Below are 23,131 nucleotides of genomic sequence, written 5' to 3'. Positions count from 1 at the left end.
TTGGTCTGCTGAAACCGCGGGCCTTGCGTTACAGGCGCTCGTAAGCAAACTCGATGAGTTTGCGGGTGCTTTGCGATACTTTTGTGTCGGAATGCACAAGCGTCAGGGTCGCCTTTTCCGTCAATCCGGTCAGCGAAATGTAGCGGACCGAAGGTATCGCAATACAGCTCACGCTTTGGGGCACGATGGCCACCCCGGCGCCAGTCCCCGCCAGACCGATGGCGGTGTACATGGTATTGGCCTCGACCACCGTTCTGGGCAGGAACCCCTGGGACGAACACATCGTCATCAGCTGTTGATAGAACGCAGGCGAGCGGTGTTGGGGATAGAATACGAAATCTTCATCCGCCAGCGCGTTGAGTTCGATCGCGGTTTCCGATGCCGCCCAATGATCAACCGGAACCACCGCGCAAAATGGTTCGCTGACCACATCGAAACTGGCCAGTTGCGGGTTTTCGATTGGTGGGCGCACGATGCCGATGTCGACGCGCCCCTTGGCCAGCGCGACGTTCTGTTCGCTGACCGTCATTTCATGCAATCGAATCTCGATCTGGGGATAGATTTGGCGAAACGGCCCGATCAAGGACGGCAAATATCCCAATGAGGCCGAATGTACGAACCCGATGCGCACCTGTCCGATTTCGCCGCGATATGCCTTTTGCGCCACGTGTTTGGCATGTGACGTTGCGGCCAGAATGGATTTCGCCTCGGGCAGGAACGCGCTGCCGGCGGGGGTGATGGCGACCCGGCGCTTGGTGCGCTCAAATAGCGTAACCTGCAGTTCTTCCTCAAGTTTTTTGATCTGAAGGCTGAGCGGCGGCTGCGAGACATTTTCCCGCCGCGCGGCGCGCCCGAAGTGCAGCTCCTCGGCGACCGCAACGAAATATCGAAGTTGATGCATCTCCATGATGCCAAGCATATAAATACGCTGACGGTATTAATGCAAGATTAAAAGGATATTGGATGTCTTTTTGTCGGCTGCGTAAAGTGGAGCGAAGACACGAACGAATGGCCGGGGAGGGGCTATAGTATCGGGCCAAAATTTTGGGCCAAAATTTCGAACCAGGGCACCGATAGCCCCGGTCGTTCACCAAGCGCACCAAGACCGCATTTCAACAATTTCAAAAACAAGAGGACGCGGACCCCAGAGGTCTGTGAATGATGGATGGAACCCAAGAACCTTGTCGTCATCATGTCGGACGAACACAGCATCAAGAACCTTGGGTGCTACGGCAATGACATTGTACAAACGCCCAATCTGGATCGTTTGGCACAGAACGGCACACGTTTTACCAACGCCTATACGCCCAGCCCGATCTGTGTGCCGGCGCGCTCCAGCTTTGCCACCGGGCGTCCGGTGCATGAGATCTGTGCCTGGGACAACGCCCATGCCTATGACGGCACACAGGAAAGCTGGCACCACCGGCTGCGCGAAAATGGTCATCATGTGCGCTCTATCGGGAAATTGCATTTCCGTGGGTTAGAGGCCGATGACAATGGTTTCACCGAGTCCGAGATCCCGATGAATATTGTGGACGGGATGGGCGATGTGCTGGGCCTGATCCGTGACCGGTCTGTGGTGCGCGGTGCCGCGGACAAGATGGCGCGCATGGCCGGCCCGGGCGAGTCGATCTATACCCGTTATGACCGGGATATTTCGGCACGTTCACAGGTATGGCTGCGCGAAGAGGCCCCGGCGATCACCGACAAGCCCTGGGTGTTGTTTGTCAGCTTCGTGTCGCCGCATTTCCCGCTGACCGCACCGCCGGAATATTTCTATCGCTATGACCAGTCCAAGCTGCCGATGCCCAAGCTTTATGGCAAGGACGAGCGCCCGGATCACCCCTATCTGCGCGACTACCGCGAAGCATTTGCCTATGACGACCATTTCCGCACCGAGGCGGATGTGCGCCGGGCGATTGCCGGATACATGGGTCTGTGCACCTTTATCGACGATCAGGTCGGTCACATCCTGACCTCGCTGGAGGAGGCCGGGCTCAACGACAGCACGCGCGTTGTCTATACCAGCGATCATGGCGACAACCTTGGCGCGCGGGGGCTTTGGGGCAAATCCAACATGTACGAAGAGGCGGTCGGCGTGCCGATGATTGTCTCGGGCGATGGGGTTGCGGCGGGGAAGGTCAACGAACAGCCCCGGTCGCTGATCGACCTGTCACGCTTTATCCTGGAATCGACGGGATGTGACGGCCAGGGATTTGGCGAACATGATCTGCTGAGCGATGAGGCCGGTGTCGTCCTGTCGGAATACCACGCAACCGGGTCGCGCAGCGGGGCGTTCATGCTGCGCAAGGGGCGGTGGAAATACGTCTATTACGCCAAATATGCGGCCCAGCTTTTTGATCTGGAAACCGACCCGGAAGAGATGACCGATCTGGCCCAGGACCCGGCCCATGCCGAGGTTTTGGCCGAATGTCATGCCGCGCTGTTTGCCAAGGTGGATGCGGCGGCGGCCCATGATCGCGCCATTGCGGATCAACAGAGCCGGATCGACAGTCTTGGTGGCGCGGATCAGATCATCGCGCGCGGCGATTTCGGCTTTTCGCCACCGCCGGGCGTGACAGCGACCTTTGCCAAATCGGAAGACGCCTGAGCCCGTGTCTGTGACATCTGACATAATTATCGGCCCCGATGGGCGGCCAGATGCGGCCAGCAGTGGCCGGGTGGCTGTGGCTGTTGGCGGGATAATAGATGCCCACCACCATTTCTGGGATCTGGCGAACAACCATTACCCCTGGCTTCAGGAACAGTTGATCACCGCGCATTTCGGCGATTATGCCGCGATCCGGCGCAGCTATCTGGCACCGGACCTGAGGGCCGATCTGGGGCAGGTAAACTTGGCAGCATCGGTTCACATCGAGGCCCATTGGCGGGGCGGCACAGCGCCCGAAGGCGAAACGGCATGGCTGACCGGCCATGCCCGCGACCATGGCCTGCCCAGCGTGATGATGGGGGCGGCGGATCTGGCCGCGCCCGATCTGGATCAGGTGCTTGCGGCGCATCAGGCATTTCCCGGCTTTCGCGGCATTCGTGTCATGGCGATGGGGCGGGGCGCGCCCGAGGGTGCGGCGCTCTACCGTGATCCGCAATTTCAGCGCGGAATGGCGGCGATGGTGGCGCAGGATCTCTGTGTCGATCTTCAGGCCCCACCGATCACCCATGTCGCCGTGGCCGATCTGGCCGCGCAATTCCCCAAGGCGCGCATTGCGATCACCCATTGCGGATTGCCGCTGGATCGCAGCGCCGAAGGTCTGGAACGGTGGCGCGATGGCATGAGCCGACTGGCCGAGGCCCCGAATGTGGTGGTCAAACTGTCGGGTCTGGCGATGACCGATTGGCATTGGACCTGCGACAGCCTCGCGCCCTTGGTCCAGCATTTACGCACCGCCTTTGGACCGCGCCGTTTGATGTTCGGCAGCAATTTTCCGGTGGACGGATTGTTTTCCGATTACCCGACGCTTCTGGCGGGATATGTCGCCGCACTCGGGCCGCTGCCCGAGGCCGATCTGCGCGCCATTTTCCACGATACCGCAAAGGGTTTCTACCGGATCGACACGCCACAACCCCCAAAGAGCAAGACCCCCTGACATGACAGAACCACATTCCATACCGACCTCTTATATCGGCGACACCGGGCTTCGGGTGACGCGGCTGGCCTTTGGCTGCGTGCCGCTTGGCAATTACCCCACGGTCCTGAGCGATGCCGAGGCCGACGCCGCCCTTCATGCCGCATGGGACGCCGGTATCCGCTATTTCGATGTCGCGCCGCTTTATGGTCATGGCTTGGCCGAACATCGGCTGGGGGCCTTCCTGCGCAACAAGTCGATGGGCGATTTCGTCACCTCAACCAAGGTGGGCCGCAAACTTGTTCCCGACCGGTCGGGCAAATTGACCGGCGATCAGGCGGCCAGCATCTTTGAGCGGCCTTTGTCCTTCTCGCTGACCAATGATTACAGCTACGACGGTATCATGCGCAGCGTCGAAGACAGCCTGCAACGGCTGGGCCTGCCCGGTGTCGACATCCTGCATATTCACAACATCGACCCGGCCAACCATGCGCCCGACGCGCTGGAGGCATTGTTTTCGCAATGTATGGCCGACGGCTATCGCGCGCTGGACCAATTGCGCAGCGAAGGCACCGTCAAGGCGCTTGGCGTTGGCAACAATTACTGGACCATGGCCGAACGGTTCGCGGCAGAGGGTGATTTCGATTGCTTCATGATGGCCGGGCATTTCAACCTGCTGGATCAGGGTGCGCTTGACCGGTTCCTGCCGGAATGTCAGCGCCGCAATCAGGCGGTGCTGCTGGGCAGCCCCTTTGCCTCTGGGTTGTTGGTGGCCGAAAACCCCGAACAGGCGCTGCACATGTATCGCAAACCCGCACCAGAGATCGTGGCCAAGGTGCGCAGCATCCACGCCATCTGTGCCGATCACGGCGTAAGCCCGGTGGCCGCGGCCCTGCAATTTCCCCTTATCCACCCCGCGGTGGCCTGTGTCGTGCCCGGCATGCGCACTGCGGATGAAGTCAACCAATGTGCGGCGGCGTTCCAAGCCCCGCTTCCGGCGTCACTGTTCCCCGATCTTGCATCGGCCGGAATAATCGACGCGCGTCTTATTCAGGAGTCTCAAGACTGATGGCCAATGTTCAAATCAACCAAGTCAGGAAAAGCTATGGGCCGGTGGAAATCCTGCATGGCATCGACCTTGGCATCAAGGATCGCGAATTTGTTGCCCTGGTAGGGCCATCGGGCTGCGGAAAATCCACATTGCTGCGGATCATCGCCGGGCTGGAGGAACTGGGTCAGGGCGAGATCAGCATTGACGGCGACGTGGTGAACGACCTGACGCCCAAGGACCGCGATATCGCGATGGTGTTCCAGTCCTATGCGCTTTACCCGCACAAGAACGTCTATGAAAACATGGCCTTCACCCTTAAAATGCGGGGGGCCAAACGGGACGAGATTGACCAGAAGGTGCGCGCCGCTGCCGATGCGCTGAACCTGACGGATTACCTTGATCGCAGCCCCGCGCAGCTTTCTGGCGGACAACGCCAGCGGGTGGCGATGGGGCGGGCATTGGTGCGCAAGCCCAAGGTGTTCCTGTTTGACGAACCCTTGTCGAACCTCGACGCCAAGCTGCGTGTCGAAATGCGGACGGAAATCCGGCGGCTGCACCAGGATCTTGAGGCGACTTCGGTCTATGTGACCCATGATCAGGTCGAGGCGATGACAATGGCCGACCGGATCGTGGTGTTGCACGACGGTCATATCGTCCAACAGGGCGCCCCGATGGAGCTTTATGACCGCCCGGCGACGGTTTTTGTGGCTTCGTTCATTGGCTCGCCGCAGATGAACCTTTTTGATGGCCAGTTGCAGCACAGCGGGGGGCGCGCTGCGCTGACCCTGACGGATGGATCTGGCGTCGATCTTGGCGGGCGTTTTGCCCCGACCGACACCGACGTGACATGGGGCATCCGCCCCGATGATCTGTCGCTTTGTGCGCCGGGTGCGGGTGTGTTGCAGGGCCAGGTGGCCGTGGTGGAACACACCGGCGGCGAGGTGCTGGTCTTTGCGGATACCGCCATCGGCAATCTTTGTGTGCGGGCCCCGGCGCGCACCCCGGTGCCGCGCGTGGGCGAAACAACCGGCATCGCGATGGACAACGACCGTCTGCACCTGTTCAGCCGCCCCGCCGGACAGCGTATCGCCGAGATCGGGGTCTGATATGTATTCGATCAAACGTCATCCCTATTTCTTTATGTCCCTGTTCGCCCCGGCGCTGTTTCTGGTGGGGGGGCTGCTGCTCTATCCTATCGTCAACGGCATCTGGCTGAGCTTCACCAATGCCTCGCCGCTGCGCCCGACGACCGACTTTGTGGGGTTGGGCAATTATGTCTATCTGTTCGAAGATCCCCAGTTCTGGGATGTGCTGGGCAACACCGTCTTTATCTGTAGCGTGTCCACGATTTTCTGCACCGTTCTGGGGCTGATCGTGGCGCTGTTGCTGGACAGTGGCATCCGCTTTGTCGGCTTCTTCCGTGCCGCCGTTTTTCAGGTCTGGGTGGTGCCGTGGATCGTGATTGCCATCCTCTGGGGCTGGCTGTTCAACGATGAATGGGGGATCGTGAACCACTTCCTGCGCAGCATCGGTGTGGTCGAGGGCCAGATGGCCTGGCTGTTCGAGACCGAGCTGGCGCCCTGGGTGGTGATCTTTGCCTATTCCTGGCGCGCGGTGCCCTTTGTCATGGTGATTGCCCTTGCCGCATTGCAGGGCATCCCCAAGGAAATCCAGGAGGCGGCCGAGATCGACGGCGCCGGGTATTTCAACCGGCTGCGTCATATCCTTTTGCCGCTGTTGCAGAACATCGTGATGACCGCCGCGTTGCTTGAGGCCGTGCGCTTTCTGCAAGAGGTCACAATTCCGCTGGTGCTGACCCAGGGCGGGCCGATCGGTGCGACCAATGTGCTCAGCCTGTTCACCTACAAGGCCGCTTTCACTGAATGGGATTTCGGGCTTGCCGCCGCCGCTGGCACTTTCTGGCTGGTCTTCGTGATCATCTTTGCCGGCATCTACAACCGCTTCGCGCTGAGGAAATCCGCATGACCCAATCCCTGACGATGAGCCGCCGCGCCAGCCCAAGCCGCATTTCCCGAACCCTGCGCCGCCGCGCCAACCTGGGCATGATTTACGTCTGTGTCACCGCGTTGGTCATGGTGATGCTGATCCCGGTGGGCTGGATGCTCTCGACCTCGTTCAAACCGCTCAAGGACGTGTTTCAGATCCCGCCGCGCTGGATTCCAGAGGTCATCACCTTTCAAAACTATGCCGCCCAGTTCAACGAGGTGCTGGGCACCCTGACGCTGAATTCGCTGATCGTGGCGGTCTGTGCCGCGGCGCTGTCGACATTTGTCGGCGCGATGACCGCCTATGGCATCTCGCGTTTCCGCTTTCGGGGCGGGCCGGTTTTGATGCTGTTCTTTATGGGGTCGCTGGCGTTTCCGGTGCCGCTGATCATGATCTCGCTTTACGGGCTGTTCGTGAAACTGGGGCTGCTCAACACCTATGCCGCGCTGGTTCTGGGCCATACGGCGATCACCATTCCGGTGTCGATCTGGCTGCTCAAGAACTTCTTTGACCAGCTCCCGCGTGAGGTCGAAGAAGCCGCCTATGTCGATGGCGCGACGCCGCTCAAGGTGTTTTTGTTCATCGTTCTGCCAATGGCGCGGCCCGCGCTGGCGGCTTCGGCGATCTTTGTCTTTGTGGTCAGCTGGAACGAGCTGTTGTTCGGCCTGACCTTCACCAGCACCACCGACATGCGCCCATTGCCCGCCGGGATTACCCTGATCTTCCTTCAGGAATTCGAAGGCGCCTGGAGCGAGATGATGGCGCTTGCGGTGATCGTGTCTGTTCCGGTGCTGGTGCTCTTTTTCTTCTTTCAAAAAACCTTTCTGCGCGGCGTTACGGCCGGTGCGGTCAAAGGCTGATCACGTTTCAATAAACCAATGGGAGGATACCATGAAACATCTGAAAACAAGCCTGACGGCGCTGGCCATCGGCATGGCCGCCACCGGGGGCGCACAGGCAGAAGAGCTTGTCTATTCCGGCTGGCTTGGCACCTATAGCTATCTTGAGCCGGTCGCAGGCGAGATGGAAAAGAAGTTCGAGGAACAACATCCCGGCGTCGATTTCATCCGTCAGGACGTGCCGTTCGAAAAAGCGCTTGATCAGGCCACGGTGGCCCATCTGGGCGGCAATGCCTCGGACCTCATTCACCTGATCCCGGGCTGGGTGCCCGCGATGGAGGCGATTGGCGGGCTGGCGCCGCTGGACGATCTTTTTACCGAGGATGAACTGGCACAGATCCCCGATGCCGCGCTGGATGCCCTGCGTTTTGATGACGGCAAGCTTTATGCGCTGCCTTGGGTGCCGGGCCCGGTGATGATGCTCTATAACCGCAACCTTCTGGAACAGGCCGGGTTCGATCCCGATCAACCGCCCACCACATGGGACGGGTTGAAAGAGATGATCATGGGCATCTGTGCCTTGCCTGCGGGCGATGATGGCAAGATCTATGGCCTTGCATTGCGCAGCTGGTCCAACCCCAACGCGGTGCAATGGTCGATCCCGTGGATCTATGGCTTTGGCGGCGACGTGGTGGATGACGAAGGCAATATTGCCTTCAACACACCGGAAACCGTGGCGGCCTATTCCTGGTTGCAGGACATTTCCGAAGCGGGTTGCGCGCCCGATGGCTTCTCTGTGGGTGAGACCCGCAATCTGATGGCGGCGGGCAAGGCCGGTTTCATCCTCGAAGGGCCCTGGGGCCGGGGGCTGTTCAACAACCTGTCGGAAAACACCATCAAGACCGCGCCCGATGGCGATATCTGGGTTGCACCGCTGCCGAATGCGCCGGACGGCAGCCACCGCACCATCGGCAACAGCCATGTGATCGCCGTCTCCAGCGCCGCCGAGGACAAACAGCTTGCGGCGGATTTCATCAAGCTGATCCTGTTCGATCAGGGCATCACCGACATGTATTATGAGCGCAGCGATCAGGTTTCGACACCTTCTGCCGATCTGCTGTCCAAGGGACCGATGGGCGCGGATGCCTTTACCCAGGCTTTTGTCAAAGAGCTTGAGGTCTATAACGAGTCGCCGATCAAACATCCAAAGTTCTACGCGATCCTCGACAAGGTTGTGCCGGAGTATCAGCGCATTCTGAAGGGTGGCGATATTGAATCGTCGCTTGCCGCTGCGGACAAGCAGATCCAGCGTCTTCTGGCGCGTTAATCGGAGCAGGCCTGCGGCGGACACGCCGTGGGCCATTTATCCTGACATGAAAACCTATGATTATATTGTGGTGGGGGCAGGTGCCGGAGGCTCTGCTGCTGCGTCACGTTTGGCCCGGGGCGGTCGACATTCCGTATTGCTGATCGAAGCCGGGCGGGACGATCCCTGGCATTGGCTGCGGGTGCCATTGGGCATCGGCAAGGTGCTGACCGGCAAGCGCGCGCTGTGGCGGTATTGGACCGCGCCGGAACCACATCTGAACAACCGCGAGATCTTCTGGCCACGTGGCCGGGTCTGGGGCGGCACCTCGACGGTGAACGGGATGCTCTGGGTGCGGGGCGATCCGGCGGAATACAACAGCTGGGCGGCGCAGGGCTGTGACGGCTGGGACCATGCGTCGCTTTTGCCGCGCTTCCAGCGGATGGAAAGCACGACATTGGGGGAGGATGCGCAGCGCGGGCGCGATGGCCCGGTGCATGTCACGCGCTATGGCCCCGATGACCCGCTGTCGGACGGATTTATTGCGGCGTGCGAGGGCGCGGGCATTGCGCGCACCGATGATTACAACGGCGCGCAGTATGGCGGCGTGGCCTATTTGCAGACGAACACCCGGCGCGGGTTGCGCCATGGCGCGCGCGAGGCCTATTTGCATCGGATGCAAGACCACGCGGGGCTGGACATCCTGTCGGATGCCGTGGTGCAGCGGGTTGATTTCGATGGTGCGCGGGCGGTGTCCGTTGTCGTGAAACGCGCGGGACATCAGGAACATTATGCCTGCCGAGGCGAGATCATCCTTGCCGCCGGGGCGATAGACACACCAAAGCTGTTGGAGCTGTCGGGCATCGGTCAGGGCGCGCGATTGCGTCAGCTCGGGATCGACGTGGTGCATGACCTGCCCGGCGTGGGCGAGGGGCTGCGCGATCACCTGCATACGCGGTTGTCCTTTCGCTGTCGCAACGTCGTGACCTTGAACCAGATCATGCATAATCCGTTGCGCAAGGCACTGTTTGGCCTGCGCTATCTGCTGCGACGTGATGGTTTGATGTCGGGGTCGACCTCAACCGTACATGCACTGGTGCGCACGGGCGATGGCCCCGGCCAACCGGATATGAAGTTGCAATTGCATCCCATGTCCTCGGCCGATGCGCGTGCCGCCGGCAAGCTGGTGTTCGACCGGTTTCCCGGCTTTGGCATCGGGACGTTCCCCCTGCGCCCCCGCGCCACGGGGTCGGTGCATTTGGGCTCTGCCGATCCTGACACACCGCCGGTGATTGTGGCAAATTATCTGGGGGATCCAGAGGATCTGGTGCGGGCGGTTGCCGGTGTGCGCCTTGCCCGAAAGGTCGCGCAGCAGCCTGCCTTGGCGGCGTTTGACCCGGTTGAAATCCGACCCGGCGATGTGGCGCAAAGCGATGATGACATCGCCGCATTCATCCGCGAGACCGGCACAACCTCTTATCATCCGGTTGGCAGTTGCCGGATGGGCGAAGGGCGCGAAGCGGTCGTCGATGCAAGATTGCGGGTTCGCGGCGTCACGGGGCTGCGCATCGCGGATGCGTCGATCTTTCCCACCATGCCCTCGGCCAACACCCATGCCCCCAGTCTTCTGGCCGGTGAAATGGTGGCCGACTTCATCCTTGCCGGACCCTAAAAAGGGTGGCGTTTTCCGCCCAGGCCTCTTGCCGGATGTGTTGGAAGGCCAAGTATGATCGCGAAAGCACTATGGTTCGCAAAAGGCCTGAGGCCCCAGGATGCCGGCTGTGCGGACGACGTCGCCATTGCTCAAACGCCTGAGCTGATCATCTCTCGGATTTTCACGGCCTTCTCGAAGTGATCAAGCTCATGTGTCTTGATCCACCATTCAGCCGCCTCCATGAGTAATTCCGGATCGTCATTCTTGTTGGCAAAAAATGCATAGAATGAAAGGCCTACAGTCTCCCCCTTTTTCGCAATTTTCTCATTGCAGACTGCAATTGCCTTCGTTCTTAGAGTGGACCTCATATTAGTTGAACCTTACCGTTGGAGCTGCACAGGCAAGAACATAGGGCGAACACGCGAAAGCCGCAATGCGATGTGTTTGGTCGGTCTGGGCGCTAAAGCGGACACGCGGCGGCGCAGCGAGCAAAATCCATTATTTTCGCCGCCCCGGTAGTCGGTTGTGCGGACTTAGCTTTCATTCGGTTTCCAGTTGAAATTTGAGGAAGGTCTCCCCATCATACTCCTGCTCACAGACAAAAATTGCGCCAAGTCGGTTGAGCGCACTTAGGTTCTTGCGTGATGGAGGCAGCAAAAACGTGATGAATGGAATGCGCTTGTCGGTAACGGCGAAGTCGATCGCTTTTCGTGAAATGCGCGCACCAAGTCCGAATGAACAGGGCTTGAGAACTAACCCGAAATCCCACTCGTCCCCCTCTTTCTGAAAACCGCCCCATCCAACATACTTGCCGTTGGACAATATAGCCCAATGGCCAAGCCCATCACGGTTCCAGCACGCCTCTTTGGTCGCGACGAACTTGGTGACCGCGGCCTCATCCCATTCGAAATTCAGCAAAGGCATGTGTTCCGCTACACGCGGGTCAGACATATGCGCAACGATCTCGGATGGATCGATCTCGGACAATCTGGTGAAATTAATCTCATGCATCACTGGGGTATCCGTCCAGGTTTTTTTACCTCTAAATAGAAGTTTCTCCTTTCCGAACAACAGTAAATGGCTAATCGCACGCAGATGGAGCATCGATTTGAATGTCTTGATCGGGCTCAAACCGGACATGCGGCAGGGCAGCGAGTCAAATCCATTTTTTCGCCACCCCGGATGTTGGTTGTGCGGGACCTTCCAGACCTTCGCCACTGGTACCCCAATGGCCGCTTTGGTGACCCCTTCCCAAAACGGTCGTTTTAGGAAAGCTGTGAGTAGGGAGTTGGGGATAGTTCAGGTTTCGCAAAATACGCCTGTCAACTTGCTCTAAGGACGTCCCCCGATCCAATTGGTAAACCTTTGCCACATACCGCCAAACTCAGGCGTCTCTATTGTTTTTACACCATCAGTTACGCTCTCAAGCGTTGCTATACTCATTTTCCAAGCAGTTTGAGGAGACTGTTTTATACCGTTCCAGACTTCTTGTTTTGTCGGAATTTGTAAGGCGCAAACCGCTCTTCTGTCATCCAAGCGAGCAGTTTCAGGATCAAGTGCGACTTGAAGATCGTAAAGGTCAATCATGTTATCACAAGCTGTCTTGAGCTCGTATGCTGTTGCTGCAAGGACAATCGCAATCCCGTAGAATGGAACACTTTCACCCGGGATACTGGACACGTTTGCGAGGGTTGATCGCGTTGTCCGGGTCATTGTGCGATCAAGAACTTCTTGTGTGGCCTCCCTAACCGTTGTCGACCGGCCTCTAAATGTAACAGCATCAACTTTTCGGATGCGCGCATTCTCTGCAACAAGGCTGGAGGCACGGCGTTTCTCAATATCGAGATCCGCCCTTAGCCGCGTGTTTTGTGTGGTCAGGTCAAGAGTTTTTGTTTTTGATCGCCCCATAACGGTAGACGTTGATCCAGCAACCGCTGATATTGCAGTGCTTGTGATGGCAGCCAGCGCTGTGATTGTATGGCTGGCGACGAAGAAGCCAAGAAAAAGCAAAAAGGTCAATATGCGGGCGGTTGTGAAGATAATTCGGATCGACCCGATTATCGGCACTAGAGTTTTCTTAATCATTTTTACCAATCAGATCCTATACGTCTCAATTCTTAATTTGAAGCCAGTGTGCAGAATTGAGCAGACATATCAATGGGCGAAAAACGGAAGGCAGGTTTATGATGATCCGTTACGTCAAATAGTACAGTTCGGGATCGACTGGTTTATTGTTGGAAAAGCCAGCACTATCGCCATGCAGGAGCGCTCCAAAGGCGCTCTTGCATGGCACAGGGCCAAAACACCTCGATTGACACTGCCAAAAACCCTGTTCAAAACCTAAGTGGTTGTTGAAGGTTTTTGGTCGCTCTCATGATAGCAGACGTTCGTTTGATAGAGTTCTCGGGCACGGCTCTGCATCACCGCAAAGCCTCTGCGAAGTCAAACGACACCTGGGTCCAAGCAATTCCGACGGGGGGTCTTGGTGCCCTGGGCATAATCACTTTGGTAGATTGAAGGAAATTGACACTTTGCTGCCCGATCGGCTGGAGATTTCACTCCGTTTCTTGTGCGGGCTCCTTGGTTTTCACGGCCATGTCGGTGCAGAGAGCAAGTTGTTTTGCCAGTTTGACGGCCTGGCGCGGAGGATGAAATCATAGCGCATCTTTTGTTCTCCTGTTTGTTGTGCACACGCCAACAGGCTGCGGCAAAACTGGCGCTTCGGCAGAGTGGGTCATGTGGTCGCCAGCACACCGCTTTTGCGCAGTTCGTTTTCCATGTCTTGGATGGTCTTTTCGAACAGGGCCAACAGTTCGTCGGCTTCCTCCTGCGTCATGGTGAGCGGAGGCGTCACCATAACCCATTCACCAAATTCGCCGCCAGAGGTCTTGCGGGTGTAGAGCAGCAGCCCATTGTCGATGCCGATTTCGAGCATGCGATAAACTGCGCGATGTTCGTCGGGGATCATGGCTCTGGTCGCCTTGTTGGCCACCAATTCCACCGCCATCAGCATCCCTTTGCCGCGAATGTCTCCGATGATTTCAGATGTCTCGGCGATCTGTTGTAGCCCGGTCATGATATAGGCGCCAACTTTGGTGGCATTGGTCATCAAATCCAGACGCAACAATTCATCCACCACCGCGATGCCAACCGCACAGGACAGCGGATTGGCCGAATAGGTGTGCCCGTGCAGGAACCCGCCCGAATTCAGGATCGTTTCAACCAGATGATTTGGTGTCAGAACGGCAGCCAGCGGCGTATACCCCGCTGCAACACCTTTCGCCAACGTCACCATGTCCGGGCGTGCATCGGGCCAGTGGTCGGCGGACAGAAAAGTCCCTGTGCGGCCTGCGCCGCTCATCACCTCGTCAAAGATGAGTAGAACACCATGTTTGGTGCAAATGTCGCGCACGGCCTTGTAATAGCTGTCAGGCGCCACCAGACCGCCGGTCGCCAGCCCACCCACAGGTTCCATAATAAAGGCGAGCACATTTTCCGGGCCGGTTTCGACGATAATTTCATCAAGCCGCCGGGCGCAATTCAATGCGTGGTCTTCAATACTCATCCCTTCGGGGCGGCGGTAGGAAAACGGTGCCGGCACTTTGGGCATGATGCGCATCACTGGCGCGAAGACCTCATCTGATTGCGGGTCTCCGGTGACGGCAGCCGCGCCTAATGTTGCCCCATGATAGCTGGGATAGCGGGCGAGAACCACGGTACGACTGGCTTCGCCTTTGATGACAGCCGCCTGACGCGCCAGCTTGATTGCCGCTTCCGTGGCCTCCGAACCGCTGCCCACGAAGAAAGCCTGATCAAAACCGGGCCCCGCCAGATCGACCAGCTTGCGCGCCAGATCCCGGTTGGAGGCGTTTTCGAACACGGCCCGGCTGGCGTAGCAAACCTTCTTCGCCTGCTCGAACATTGCGTTTAAAACCGCTTCGTTCCCGTGCCCGAGATTGGTGATTACGGGACCAGACGACGCATCAAGGTATTTCTTGCCGTCGGTGTCCCAAAGGTAGACACCTTTGGCATGGTCAATGGTCGGCATTTTGCCTGCACCACCGTAAAAGACTTGGATTGCCGCGCCGTGTTCCGGGGCCGCCGTGCGAGTGTCGGACATATTGTCTAGCCTTCTGTATTCCGCCACAGAGATTGGTGTTTCATAAGGATTTCGCGAAGACCTTCTTCGAAACGGTCCAGATCGGACTGGGTGTGGCACAGGTTCAACGCCACCAAGCCGCGTTTCGCGAAATAGATGTTCCGGGTCAGGAGTTCGAAGAACAGCAAATCCTTGAGCGCGCTGCACTCGTTTTGAACTTGGTCGGCGCGCGTGATCGGCCCGCGCTGGCCATGGATGTTCATGATGCTGCCGATGCCTGTTACATGAAACGGCGCGTCAAATTCAGCAATGATGGCGTTGAGCCGATCCCGGAAAGCATCGCCCATCTGGGTCAGGCGTTCGGCTTCGTCCCGCGTATAGACCTCTGTCAGTCCCACCAGACCGGCGCGCATTGTCATTACGTTGTTATTGAACGTGCCGGAATGTGAAACAGATCCGGGTTTGCTTGGATCAAACATGTCCATGATGTCGTCGCGGCCGCCAAAGACACCGATGGGCATGCAACCGCCAATGAACTTGCCCATGGTGGTCAGATCGGCCTTGAGGCCCAGGTTTTCTTGCAAGCCGCAAGCATGATGGCGCGACGTCTGGACCTCATCCAGAATGAACAGCGCACCATTCTTTTGGCACCACTCCTGCAACCCATGCAGGAAATCCCGGTCGCCGGGAATGCAGCCGCCTGCACCCAGCACGGCCTCGACCAGAATGCAGGCGACTTCATCGGTGTGGGGTGTGATTTCGGCCAGTGTCGCGTTCAGATCGTTGTATTGGCCATACAAGAAGTCAAACGGGACATTGGCGCGGCTGGCCCCGCCTACAAAAGTCAGCGGGCCACCGTGGTAGCCGCCTTTGAACACCACAACTTTGTCGCGCCCCGTGAACATCCGTGCGGCCACCAACGCCATTGTGTTGGCCTCTGTGCCGGAATTGGTCAGACGTACCTTGTCGAAACAGGGAAAGCGTTCGCAGATCGCGGCAGCAAGATTGGCCTCGCCCTCCGTATGCGAAGACAAATTCAACCCGGCCGAAAGTGCGGATTTCAACTCAGCAATAATTCGGGGGTGGGAATGGCCATAGATGCCCGACGTAAATTCGCTCAGGAAATTTGTGTATTCATGCCCGTCCAGATCCCAAAGGCGGGTATCTTCGCCGCGCGCCATGGTCAAAGGGAACGGTCCGTAAAACAGGCTGGTCCGGGTGTTTCCGGCGGGTAGGGCCAGTCCTGCCTTTTTGTATTGTTCGGCGCTTTTGGGATTGGCCGCACGATAGGTTTCTTCGGCTACAGCAGCGGCTGCTCTCAGGGGCTCTGACGCGGGCAGGTTATCCAACGACATATCATCTCCGGTTTGAAATTGATCCTGAACAGGATCTGGACAGAATTTATTGTACAGCGTACATGAAGGGCGAAGATTGTCCAGCCACTTGACGTGCTGACCGCCAAACGTTGACAGTAAGGATCTGATATGAAAGATATTTTTCTGCCGCAAAGAACTATCTTAGAGAAACGATCTGACGGAAGTCTTGAGCTTTCATCGCCCTACTCCTTGCGGCCCAGCGTCGCCCGAACCGGCGATTGGCTGGATCATTGGGGTGTCGAAACCCCGGATGTGATCTTTCTGGCAGAGCGTGCAGGTGCGGGCTGGTCTACGCTGTCCTATGGCGATGCGCGCGCTCAGGTCCGCGCGATTGCGTCAGCGTTTCTGGAGCTTGGGCTGAATGCGAACAAACCGTTGATGCTGTTGTCCGGCAAAAGCATTGACCACGCGCTGCTGGCCCTTGCCGCGCAATATATCGGCGTGCCTTCGGTGGCATTGGCTGAACAATATTCGCTGATTTCGGCCGCCAACGACAAGCTGCGCCACGCTGTTGATCTGATCGGCCCGGGCGCTGTCTTTGTTGATGACAGCACCAAATTCCAAGGCGCGCTAAGCTCAGGCATTCTTGATGGGATCACGGTGATTTCCGGCGATGGCGGCACTCCGGTCTCAATGGATGACCTGCGCAAGGGGGGGCAGGCGGATGTGGATACATCCAAACGTCTGGTGAATGCGGATACGGTGGCAAAGTACATGTTCACCTCGGGTTCAACTTCAATGCCCAAGGCCGTCATCACCACGCACGGGATGTTGACGGCAAACCAAATGCAGAAAAGCCAGATCTGGCCGTTCGTCACCCATTCTCCACAGCGGATTGTTGACTGGCTTCCGTGGAACCACACTTTTGGCGGCAGCCACAATTTCAACCTGATGTTGTCCAATGGCGGGTCGCTCTATCTGGATGACGGCAGCCCGACCGAAAAAGGTATTGAACGTTCGATTGAAAACATCCGCATGGTTGGGCAGACGATCTGCTTTAATGTGCCAATCGGGTTTTCGATGATGGCCCAGGCGATGCGGACGGATCATGCATTTCGCAAGGCGTTCTTTAACGATTTGGATCTGGTGTTCTATGCGGCCGCGTCCATGCCTCAGGCGATCTGGGATGAGTTGAAAGAGCACGCCCTTGCGGAAACCAGTGAAGTGCCGGAAATGTCAGCAAGCTGGGGCATGACGGAAACCGCGCCCGCCGCATTGATGATGCACAAGCACATGGAGCGGGCGGGAATGATCGGCGTGCCGCTGCCAGGAATGACCGCTAAACTGATCCCGGCAATCGAAGGGGCATATGAGCTTCGCGTCAAAGGCCCGAATGTCACCAAGGGATATCTGAATTCACCTGAAAAGACCGCCGAAGCCTTTGACGAAGAAGGCTATCTCGTCACGGGCGACGCGGTGCGCTTTGTCGACAGCGACAACCCAGATGAAGGATTGTTCTTTGACGGGCGCATTTCTGAGGACTTCAAGATGTCGACCGGCACATTCGTTCAGACCACGAAGGTCCGCACTCTGGCAGTAAGCGCCATGGGAGGTATTGTGGCCGATCTGGTCATATGTGGACATGGTCAGGACGAGTTGGGCGCGCTCGCTTTTGTCAAGCCATCGTTCCTGGCCACACTGGCAAATGGCGATCAAACCGACGGGGACGGTGCGTTGAACCATCCCGCGCTGCTGAAGGCAATGTCGGAAGCGATGACGGCATATGCGGCTGGCGGGGCCGGGTCGTCCATGCGCATCGCCCGCATGCTGGCGCTTGAGGAACCAGCTTCTCTGGCCGGGGGCGAGATAACACACAAGGGTAACTTGAACCAAAAACTGCTGCTTAAGACCCGCGCAAAATGGGTTGATCGGCTCTTTGCAGACACCGACGCGGCGGTTGCCCGTCTGAAGAAATGAGGAACCGCAATGATTGATCTTAACAAAATTCGTGCGATCGACATTCACACCCATGCCGAGGAACCCTGTGGTTGTCATTCCGATGATGGCTATGATGATCTACAGGCGGCGATGGCGACATATTTCAACGCCAAGATCGTGCAGCCGACAATCGACGAAACCGCCGCCCATTTCCGCGCCCAGAACGTTGCAGCAGTGATTTTTCCGGTCGATGCAGAACGCGAAACCGGTTATCGGCGCTTCTCTAATGACGAGGTGATGGAGCAGGTCGCGCGAAACAGCGATATTCTGATTCCGTTTGCCTCAATCGATCCGTGGAAGGGCAAGATGGCGGTGCGCGAAGCGCGGCGCCTGATCGAAGAACATGGCGTCAAGGGGTTCAAATTCCATCCGACCATGCAGGGGTTCTATCCGAATGATCGGATGGCGTATGAATTCTATGAGGTTCTGGCGGAACACGGTGCTATCGGCCTCTTCCACACCGGCCAGACCGGAGTGGGCTCTGGCATGCCCGGCGGCAACGGCATGCGGCTGAAATTCTCACATCCGATGTATCTTGATGACGTTGCGGTCGACTTCCCTGATATGAACATTATCATGGCGCATCCCAGCTTCCCCTGGCAGGAAGAGGCGCTGGCCGTCGCCCAGCACAAGCCAAATGTTTATATCGACCTCTCCGGCTGGTCGCCGAAATACTTCCCCGAGATCCTGGTGCGTTACTGCAATTCGATCCTGAAAAAGAAGGTGCTGTTCGGCTCTGACTGGCCAATGATTACGCCAGAGCGCTGGCTTTCCGACTTTGAGCAGATTGCGATCAAGGATCATTTGCGCGAGGATATTATCAAGAACAATGCGACACGGCTCTTGGGGCTGTTGTAGTCGTGGGCGGAGACCAAAGTGTTCGACCTCTCGTCCAGGACAGGCAAGGAGATGAACGCCTATTGGCTCCGCAACGACGCCTCCAAGCCTGCTACTATTGAATGGACGTAATGTTCAAAGCCGTCATCCAGCGGCGACGTGGACCCGTTTTCCCATCGCAAAATGAAGGATCTGTTTTCCAGTTCCGGCAAATTACGCGCGATGGTTGGAAAACGTTGCGGGTCCACACCACGGATTTCGTCCTTCATGTCCTGGACCCAACTATCCGTTGCATCAGCGGGCAGGCGCGCGAATTCCTGTGTCGTGAAGCTTACCATGGCGGCCAGCACCGTGTTGTAGGCCGCCCGAAGCGATGCGCCTTTGAAACCAGCGCCTTCGAGTGCGGCAAGGATCCTTTCAATCATCGGGAAATCCAGACTTGTGTTTGACACGAGCTGCGACCCGACAACCGGCGCCATACTGGGATGCGCCTTGATCCGTTCACGGTAATTGCGGCACAGGTTGACGATACCCTGCCGCCAGTCATCCTCAAAATCTTCTGGAAGCAGATCGGCAAGAACCATCGAAACCACGTCACCCAACAGGGCGTTCCGGTTTTTGATATGCCAGTAGAGCGCGGTTGGATAGACGCCAAGTTCCGCCGCGAGATGGCGCATTGAAAACGCCTCGATACCGTCGCGATCAATGAGCTTCAGGGTGGCTTCGACAATCTCGGATTTGCTCAGCTGCTTTTCGCCCTTGCGGCGTCTGCCTGGCTTTCGTTTTTCACTCTGCGACAAACTTTTTCCAATTTCTGGTTGGTTCAGAAAACCTTGCCACGGTCAGTGTCAGCCGTGAAGCAAATTTCGATGCGCATGGTGACCAGAATTTGTTTCCAACCGCCGATTTTATTGTACAGCGTCGGTATGTTAATACAAGTCGCCCTCCTTGACGGGGCTCTTGCAAATCTGCGAACGGCGAGCAGTTGCGGACCAGGGCAGTGGTCACAGGATCCGTTGGGATGTGTAAGAACCACCTGATATTGGAATATGGCGGTGAGATCGCGACAATCGGTCTGAACTGACCGAAAAAGCGCAATGCCATGACCAACGATCTGCTTGCGCAGATTTGGGCCGACCCATCACCGGGTTGATGATACAAGCAGTGGGCCGCATCTGAGGTACGTCGCCGGCGGATGGCCTATTTTCCGAAAGCCTTTGCGCGGCGTTGACCCGGACCAATTTGGCAGCTCAGGACGGTTCAGCGGCTATTTCGTTATTTGTCATGGTCTACTGCTTACAAACAAAGCCAAGCACTTCGAAACTCCGGGATCAATCTTCTATGCTCGTGTATCCTGCTTCTTCGCCGCCCCTTTTGGTTTTGGTCGCGAAAAACCACACCAGGAAGACAACAGCCCCCGCAAGCAGCGCGACGGCGATCGGATAGCGATAGATCTGCGTCAAGTCGCCACTCATCAGTGATAGTGATTGCGACAAAGAAATCTCAAAGCGCGGACCAAGGAAGAAGGCGATGATGAAGATCACGATCGAATAACCAAACGAGGTCATCAGATAACCGATCAGCGCAAAGACCAGCATCACGCCGACACCAAACAGACCGCTGGTCGACAGAGCAACCCCAACGATACTCAACAGGATGGCCGACGCAAAGATGATGGATTCCGGCGCCGAAATCACCTTCACCCACAAACGAAGACCCAGCTGTCCCAGCCAGAGATTGGTAAAGTTTGCCATGAGCATCGCGCCAAACAATCCGTAGATGAGCTGACCCTGATCCTGGAACAGCAGCGGGCCGGGCTGAATGCCGTGAATCATGAATGCGCTAATAATCAAAGAGGCGGCAACACTTCCGGGAATGCCAAGCGTCAGCAGCGGAATAAGGTTTGCGCCTGCCACTGCCGAGTTCGCAGATTCCGCGGCTGCGATCCCGTGGATGTTCCCTTTGCCAAAACTTTCAGGATCCTTCGACGTGCTCTTGGTGGCAGCATAGGACATAAAGGCCGCTGCGGTCGATCCGATTCCGGGCAGTGCACCAAGAATGGTGCCTATCACCGCGCCACGTAGAATGACGAAACGGCTACCCCAATATTCCACCCAGGTGACCCGCGTGTCGTCCGGGTTGCCGGTGTCTTGTATCTCGACAGCTGGACGCATTTCGCCACGAATCTCCGACAGGCGGCGCATGATTTCGGAAATTGCCAGAGCGCCGATGGCCACCGAGACCAGGGGAAGCCCATCATAGATATCGAACATGCCAAAAATCATTCGCGGCGTGAAATGTTCCGGGTCGCTGCCAACGGTGGCGCAAAAAAATCCGAAACCTGCGGCAATCAGGCCTTTGGCAACCGAGTCTCCCATGAGCGCAGACAGGACCGCGAAAGTCATGATCATCAGGGCAAGCACTTCTACCGGGCCCATCCTAAGCGCCAGAACAGCAAGGGGCGCCGAAACGGTGATGAGGACAATATCGCTGAAGGTATCCCCGGTAACGGAGGAAAACAGCGCCATTTTGGTGGCCTTCAACGGTTTTCCCTGTTTGGCCAGCGGATAGCCATCCAGAGCCGTGGCAGCCGCGTCCGGTGTGCCCGGGGTGTTGATCAGGATCGCCGGCAAGGCACCGCCAACAAGCCCGCCTTTACTGACGCCAACCAAAAAGGCGATCCCGGCCAGCGGGGTCAAGCTAAACGTGAAAGGGATTGCAATCGCCATGGCCATGACGGGGCCAATGCCCGGAACCGCGCCGACAAATTGCCCAAGCGCCACGCCACATATCACAAAGAATATATTGGTCAGTGTGAAGGCATCCGCGAAGCCTGCAAGAATAGTTGCTAAATCTACCATGGCTTTTCTCCTAAGGCAGTCCGCGTTCCAACACGATTTCCACAAGAAACCAGATCAGTGCTGGCATGATGACGGCCCCTGAAAAAAGCCAACCAGGCCGGCGCTCGCCAATCAGCAACATCAGGATCAACGCCAAGACCGGCGACACGACGGCATACCCGAAGAAGGTCATTGCAAATAGGCTGATCCAGACCAGCACGAAGTAAACCGCAGCCATGAATAGTTCCCGTGCCCCGTGCAATTCGTGCTTTGTGGGCTTGGCCGCGACGATCAAGCCACAAGTCGCGATCAGAAGGCTGAGCGCATTGGGGAGCGTGTCTGGATGAAGTGAGCCAGAGCTCACTTCCTCGACAAACGTCGGGATCACATACAGGTAGAAGATGAGGCCCGCGAAAAAGAAAAACAGGCCCGATATCCGATCCGCTGACAGAGGCATGACGTTCATCCTGATTGTGCGAAAGGAAGGGTGGCCCGCATCTGAAAAGTAGAGCGGGCCACCTTGAGGAGTTATTTGCCAGCCAGCTTCTCGGCAACGGCCATGCCGCCGACCATCATTTCCCTGGTCCCTTCGGCGCCCAGGTTAATGGGGTCAGCTTTTGTCATGTTCTGAACGATTTCCACGACGCGCGGGTCTTTGATCGCTGCGTCCACAGCCGCGCGCAGGGCATCCAAGGCTGCGGGATCCGTGCCCGCTGTCGTCGCGATGTACCAGACAGGATCAATGAACACGTCATATCCGGATTCGATGAAGGTCAATGCGTCCGGTGTATGGGACAGGCGCTCGGGACCGACACTTGCCAGCACCTTCATGTCACCGGATTCCAGGTAACGCAGTTCTTCACCACTCCCAAAGGCCGCCTGCACCTGACCGCCAAGCAGCAGTTTCAGCGACTCGGCCCCGCCTTTGCTGGTGACAAATTTGAAGTCGATACCTTCTGCCTTGGCAACCACCTCAAACAATGCGCGCTGTCCTGCGGCACTATAGGGAATGGCGATCGGACCATTGTCTTTTACGTGTTGTACGACGCCCGCGAGATCGGAGAAGGGCGCATCGGCAGATGCCACGATCGACAACTGACCGCGCGCCACGGTGCCGACATAGTCAAAGCTGTCGAGATCGAAAGCCAACTCATCGCCACGCTGTGCCAAGTTGACCAGGATCGGTTCGTTCACACCAATTCCCATGACAAGGCCCCTGGCCGGCATGTTCGCAATGCCTGTCATCATGGCCACACCGCCACCGCCGGTTTTGTTCTCGGCGATAATGCTCCAGCCTGTCTGCTCTTTCATGACCTGGGCCAGAACGCGCCCCATCGTGTCGGTGCTGCCGCCAGCGCCAAAAGCGATCTGAAGCTTCAGCGTCCCATTCGGCGACCAGTCGTCAGCGAATGCCGAACCTATAGAAAGGACTGTCGCTGCGACAAAGCCCGCTAAGTTTTTCATCAATCCCATTTCACTCTCCGAGGTTTGTCGAGTTTCGTGCCCGTATCAGGCGCAAACTGTACACCGTACAATAACAGGCAAAATAGGTTCGGCAAATTGAAAAACCTGATAGGCATAAGAGTTGCCTATGCCTGGT

Annotated in this window: 20 protein-coding genes; 10 read left to right on the top strand and 10 right to left on the bottom strand. The window is 57.5% G+C overall.

Annotation, left to right across the window (positions count from 1 at the left end; all coding sequences use genetic code 11):
- Nucleotides 1-28: 28 nt before the first annotated feature.
- Nucleotides 29-919 carry a LysR family transcriptional regulator gene (locus Q4577_RS03515; RefSeq protein ID WP_303468672.1) on the bottom strand — a complete coding sequence of 297 codons (891 nt, stop codon included), beginning with the start codon at nucleotides 917-919 and terminating at the stop codon, nucleotides 29-31.
- Between the two features lie 246 nt (nucleotides 920-1,165).
- On the opposite strand from Q4577_RS03515, the gene Q4577_RS03510 reads away from it, so the two are divergent.
- From Q4577_RS03510 to Q4577_RS03475, 8 genes are read left to right on the top strand one after another with little or no spacing between them, the layout of a single operon-like run.
- On the top strand, nucleotides 1,166-2,611 hold the full coding sequence (locus Q4577_RS03510; protein ID WP_303468674.1) for a sulfatase-like hydrolase/transferase: 1,446 nt from the start codon (nucleotides 1,166-1,168) through the stop codon (nucleotides 2,609-2,611).
- A gap of 4 nt (nucleotides 2,612-2,615) precedes the next feature.
- Nucleotides 2,616-3,605, top strand: a complete 990-nt coding sequence (locus Q4577_RS03505) for an amidohydrolase (RefSeq protein ID WP_303567595.1) — start codon at nucleotides 2,616-2,618, stop codon at nucleotides 3,603-3,605.
- A gap of 1 nt (nucleotide 3,606) precedes the next feature.
- The gene (locus tag Q4577_RS03500; RefSeq protein ID WP_303468676.1) at nucleotides 3,607-4,653 is read left to right on the top strand and encodes an aldo/keto reductase; all 1,047 of its coding nucleotides are present in this window, start codon (nucleotides 3,607-3,609) and stop codon (nucleotides 4,651-4,653) included.
- Entirely contained in the window at nucleotides 4,653-5,741 is a 1,089-nt protein-coding gene (locus Q4577_RS03495) for an ABC transporter ATP-binding protein (RefSeq protein WP_303468678.1), read from the top strand. The genes Q4577_RS03500 and Q4577_RS03495 overlap by 1 nt, the downstream gene beginning before the upstream one ends.
- Before the next feature lies 1 nt (nucleotide 5,742).
- A complete protein-coding gene (locus tag Q4577_RS03490) occupies nucleotides 5,743-6,621 on the top strand; it encodes a carbohydrate ABC transporter permease (protein ID WP_303468679.1) in 879 nt (292 codons plus the stop codon).
- Nucleotides 6,618-7,502 carry a carbohydrate ABC transporter permease gene (locus Q4577_RS03485; protein WP_303468680.1) on the top strand — a complete coding sequence of 295 codons (885 nt, stop codon included), beginning with the start codon at nucleotides 6,618-6,620 and terminating at the stop codon, nucleotides 7,500-7,502. Before Q4577_RS03490 ends, Q4577_RS03485 begins: the two co-directional genes overlap by 4 nt.
- Before the next feature lie 31 nt (nucleotides 7,503-7,533).
- Entirely contained in the window at nucleotides 7,534-8,808 is a 1,275-nt protein-coding gene (locus tag Q4577_RS03480; protein ID WP_303468681.1) for a sugar ABC transporter substrate-binding protein, read from the top strand.
- A gap of 46 nt (nucleotides 8,809-8,854) precedes the next feature.
- On the top strand, nucleotides 8,855-10,459 hold the full coding sequence (locus Q4577_RS03475) for a GMC family oxidoreductase (RefSeq protein WP_303468682.1): 1,605 nt from the start codon (nucleotides 8,855-8,857) through the stop codon (nucleotides 10,457-10,459).
- Between the two features lie 131 nt (nucleotides 10,460-10,590).
- Here the strand turns inward: Q4577_RS03475 and Q4577_RS03470 are convergent, their stop codons facing one another.
- The 5 genes from Q4577_RS03470 to Q4577_RS03450 all read right to left on the bottom strand — a co-directional run bounded on the left by Q4577_RS03470 (nucleotide 10,591) and on the right by Q4577_RS03450 (nucleotide 15,895).
- Nucleotides 10,591-10,809 carry a DUF6500 family protein gene (locus Q4577_RS03470; RefSeq protein WP_303468684.1) on the bottom strand — a complete coding sequence of 73 codons (219 nt, stop codon included), beginning with the start codon at nucleotides 10,807-10,809 and terminating at the stop codon, nucleotides 10,591-10,593.
- Between the two features lie 172 nt (nucleotides 10,810-10,981).
- A complete protein-coding gene (locus Q4577_RS03465; protein ID WP_336623644.1) occupies nucleotides 10,982-11,659 on the bottom strand; it encodes a GNAT family N-acetyltransferase in 678 nt (225 codons plus the stop codon).
- Between the two features lie 114 nt (nucleotides 11,660-11,773).
- A complete protein-coding gene (locus tag Q4577_RS03460) occupies nucleotides 11,774-12,526 on the bottom strand; it encodes a hypothetical protein (RefSeq protein WP_303468686.1) in 753 nt (250 codons plus the stop codon).
- Nucleotides 12,527-13,175: 649 nt separating this feature from the next.
- Nucleotides 13,176-14,561 (bottom strand): aspartate aminotransferase family protein, encoded by a 1,386-nt coding sequence (locus tag Q4577_RS03455; RefSeq protein WP_303468687.1) that lies wholly within the window; start codon nucleotides 14,559-14,561, stop codon nucleotides 13,176-13,178.
- Between the two features lie 5 nt (nucleotides 14,562-14,566).
- On the bottom strand, nucleotides 14,567-15,895 hold the full coding sequence (locus Q4577_RS03450; protein ID WP_303468688.1) for an aspartate aminotransferase family protein: 1,329 nt from the start codon (nucleotides 15,893-15,895) through the stop codon (nucleotides 14,567-14,569).
- Nucleotides 15,896-16,024: 129 nt separating this feature from the next.
- On the opposite strand from Q4577_RS03450, the gene Q4577_RS03445 reads away from it, so the two are divergent.
- Together Q4577_RS03445 and Q4577_RS03440 are read left to right on the top strand one after the other, a co-directional pair.
- The gene (locus Q4577_RS03445) at nucleotides 16,025-17,833 is read left to right on the top strand and encodes a feruloyl-CoA synthase (RefSeq protein WP_303468690.1); all 1,809 of its coding nucleotides are present in this window, start codon (nucleotides 16,025-16,027) and stop codon (nucleotides 17,831-17,833) included.
- Nucleotides 17,834-17,842: 9 nt separating this feature from the next.
- Nucleotides 17,843-18,712: an amidohydrolase family protein gene (locus tag Q4577_RS03440; protein ID WP_303468691.1), complete on the top strand. Its 870-nt coding sequence runs from the start codon at nucleotides 17,843-17,845 to the stop codon at nucleotides 18,710-18,712.
- A 59-nt stretch (nucleotides 18,713-18,771) separates the two neighbouring features.
- Here the strand turns inward: Q4577_RS03440 and Q4577_RS03435 are convergent, their stop codons facing one another.
- From Q4577_RS03435 to Q4577_RS03420, 4 genes are all read right to left on the bottom strand, one after another.
- Nucleotides 18,772-19,491 (bottom strand): TetR/AcrR family transcriptional regulator, encoded by a 720-nt coding sequence (locus Q4577_RS03435; RefSeq protein WP_303468693.1) that lies wholly within the window; start codon nucleotides 19,489-19,491, stop codon nucleotides 18,772-18,774.
- A gap of 531 nt (nucleotides 19,492-20,022) precedes the next feature.
- The gene (locus Q4577_RS03430) at nucleotides 20,023-21,552 is read right to left on the bottom strand and encodes a tripartite tricarboxylate transporter permease (RefSeq protein WP_303468694.1); all 1,530 of its coding nucleotides are present in this window, start codon (nucleotides 21,550-21,552) and stop codon (nucleotides 20,023-20,025) included.
- A gap of 10 nt (nucleotides 21,553-21,562) precedes the next feature.
- Nucleotides 21,563-21,988 (bottom strand): tripartite tricarboxylate transporter TctB family protein, encoded by a 426-nt coding sequence (locus Q4577_RS03425; protein ID WP_303468695.1) that lies wholly within the window; start codon nucleotides 21,986-21,988, stop codon nucleotides 21,563-21,565.
- Nucleotides 21,989-22,059: 71 nt separating this feature from the next.
- Nucleotides 22,060-23,004: a tripartite tricarboxylate transporter substrate binding protein gene (locus Q4577_RS03420; RefSeq protein ID WP_303468696.1), complete on the bottom strand. Its 945-nt coding sequence runs from the start codon at nucleotides 23,002-23,004 to the stop codon at nucleotides 22,060-22,062.
- Nucleotides 23,005-23,131: the final 127 nt, after the last annotated feature.

Source organism: Marinovum sp. 2_MG-2023 (assembly GCF_030548265.1).
GTDB lineage: Bacteria > Pseudomonadota > Alphaproteobacteria > Rhodobacterales > Rhodobacteraceae > Marinovum.
This window is presented reverse-complemented; position numbering and strand designations above follow the sequence as displayed.

Coding starts and splice junctions, on each gene's coding strand:
- Q4577_RS03515 (WP_303468672.1), bottom strand. CDS start 919: ATGCTTGGCATCATGGAGATGCATCAACTTCGATATTTCGTTGCGGTC.
- Q4577_RS03510 (WP_303468674.1), top strand. CDS start 1,166: ATGGAACCCAAGAACCTTGTCGTCATCATGTCGGACGAACACAGCATC.
- Q4577_RS03500 (WP_303468676.1), top strand. CDS start 3,607: ATGACAGAACCACATTCCATACCGACCTCTTATATCGGCGACACCGGG.
- Q4577_RS03495 (WP_303468678.1), top strand. CDS start 4,653: ATGGCCAATGTTCAAATCAACCAAGTCAGGAAAAGCTATGGGCCGGTG.
- Q4577_RS03490 (WP_303468679.1), top strand. CDS start 5,743: ATGTATTCGATCAAACGTCATCCCTATTTCTTTATGTCCCTGTTCGCC.
- Q4577_RS03485 (WP_303468680.1), top strand. CDS start 6,618: ATGACCCAATCCCTGACGATGAGCCGCCGCGCCAGCCCAAGCCGCATT.
- Q4577_RS03480 (WP_303468681.1), top strand. CDS start 7,534: ATGAAACATCTGAAAACAAGCCTGACGGCGCTGGCCATCGGCATGGCC.
- Q4577_RS03475 (WP_303468682.1), top strand. CDS start 8,855: ATGAAAACCTATGATTATATTGTGGTGGGGGCAGGTGCCGGAGGCTCT.
- Q4577_RS03470 (WP_303468684.1), bottom strand. CDS start 10,809: ATGAGGTCCACTCTAAGAACGAAGGCAATTGCAGTCTGCAATGAGAAA.
- Q4577_RS03460 (WP_303468686.1), bottom strand. CDS start 12,526: ATGATTAAGAAAACTCTAGTGCCGATAATCGGGTCGATCCGAATTATC.
- Q4577_RS03455 (WP_303468687.1), bottom strand. CDS start 14,561: ATGTCCGACACTCGCACGGCGGCCCCGGAACACGGCGCGGCAATCCAA.
- Q4577_RS03450 (WP_303468688.1), bottom strand. CDS start 15,895: ATGTCGTTGGATAACCTGCCCGCGTCAGAGCCCCTGAGAGCAGCCGCT.
- Q4577_RS03445 (WP_303468690.1), top strand. CDS start 16,025: ATGAAAGATATTTTTCTGCCGCAAAGAACTATCTTAGAGAAACGATCT.
- Q4577_RS03440 (WP_303468691.1), top strand. CDS start 17,843: ATGATTGATCTTAACAAAATTCGTGCGATCGACATTCACACCCATGCC.
- Q4577_RS03430 (WP_303468694.1), bottom strand. CDS start 21,552: ATGGTAGATTTAGCAACTATTCTTGCAGGCTTCGCGGATGCCTTCACA.
- Q4577_RS03425 (WP_303468695.1), bottom strand. CDS start 21,988: ATGCCTCTGTCAGCGGATCGGATATCGGGCCTGTTTTTCTTTTTCGCG.
- Q4577_RS03420 (WP_303468696.1), bottom strand. CDS start 23,004: ATGGGATTGATGAAAAACTTAGCGGGCTTTGTCGCAGCGACAGTCCTT.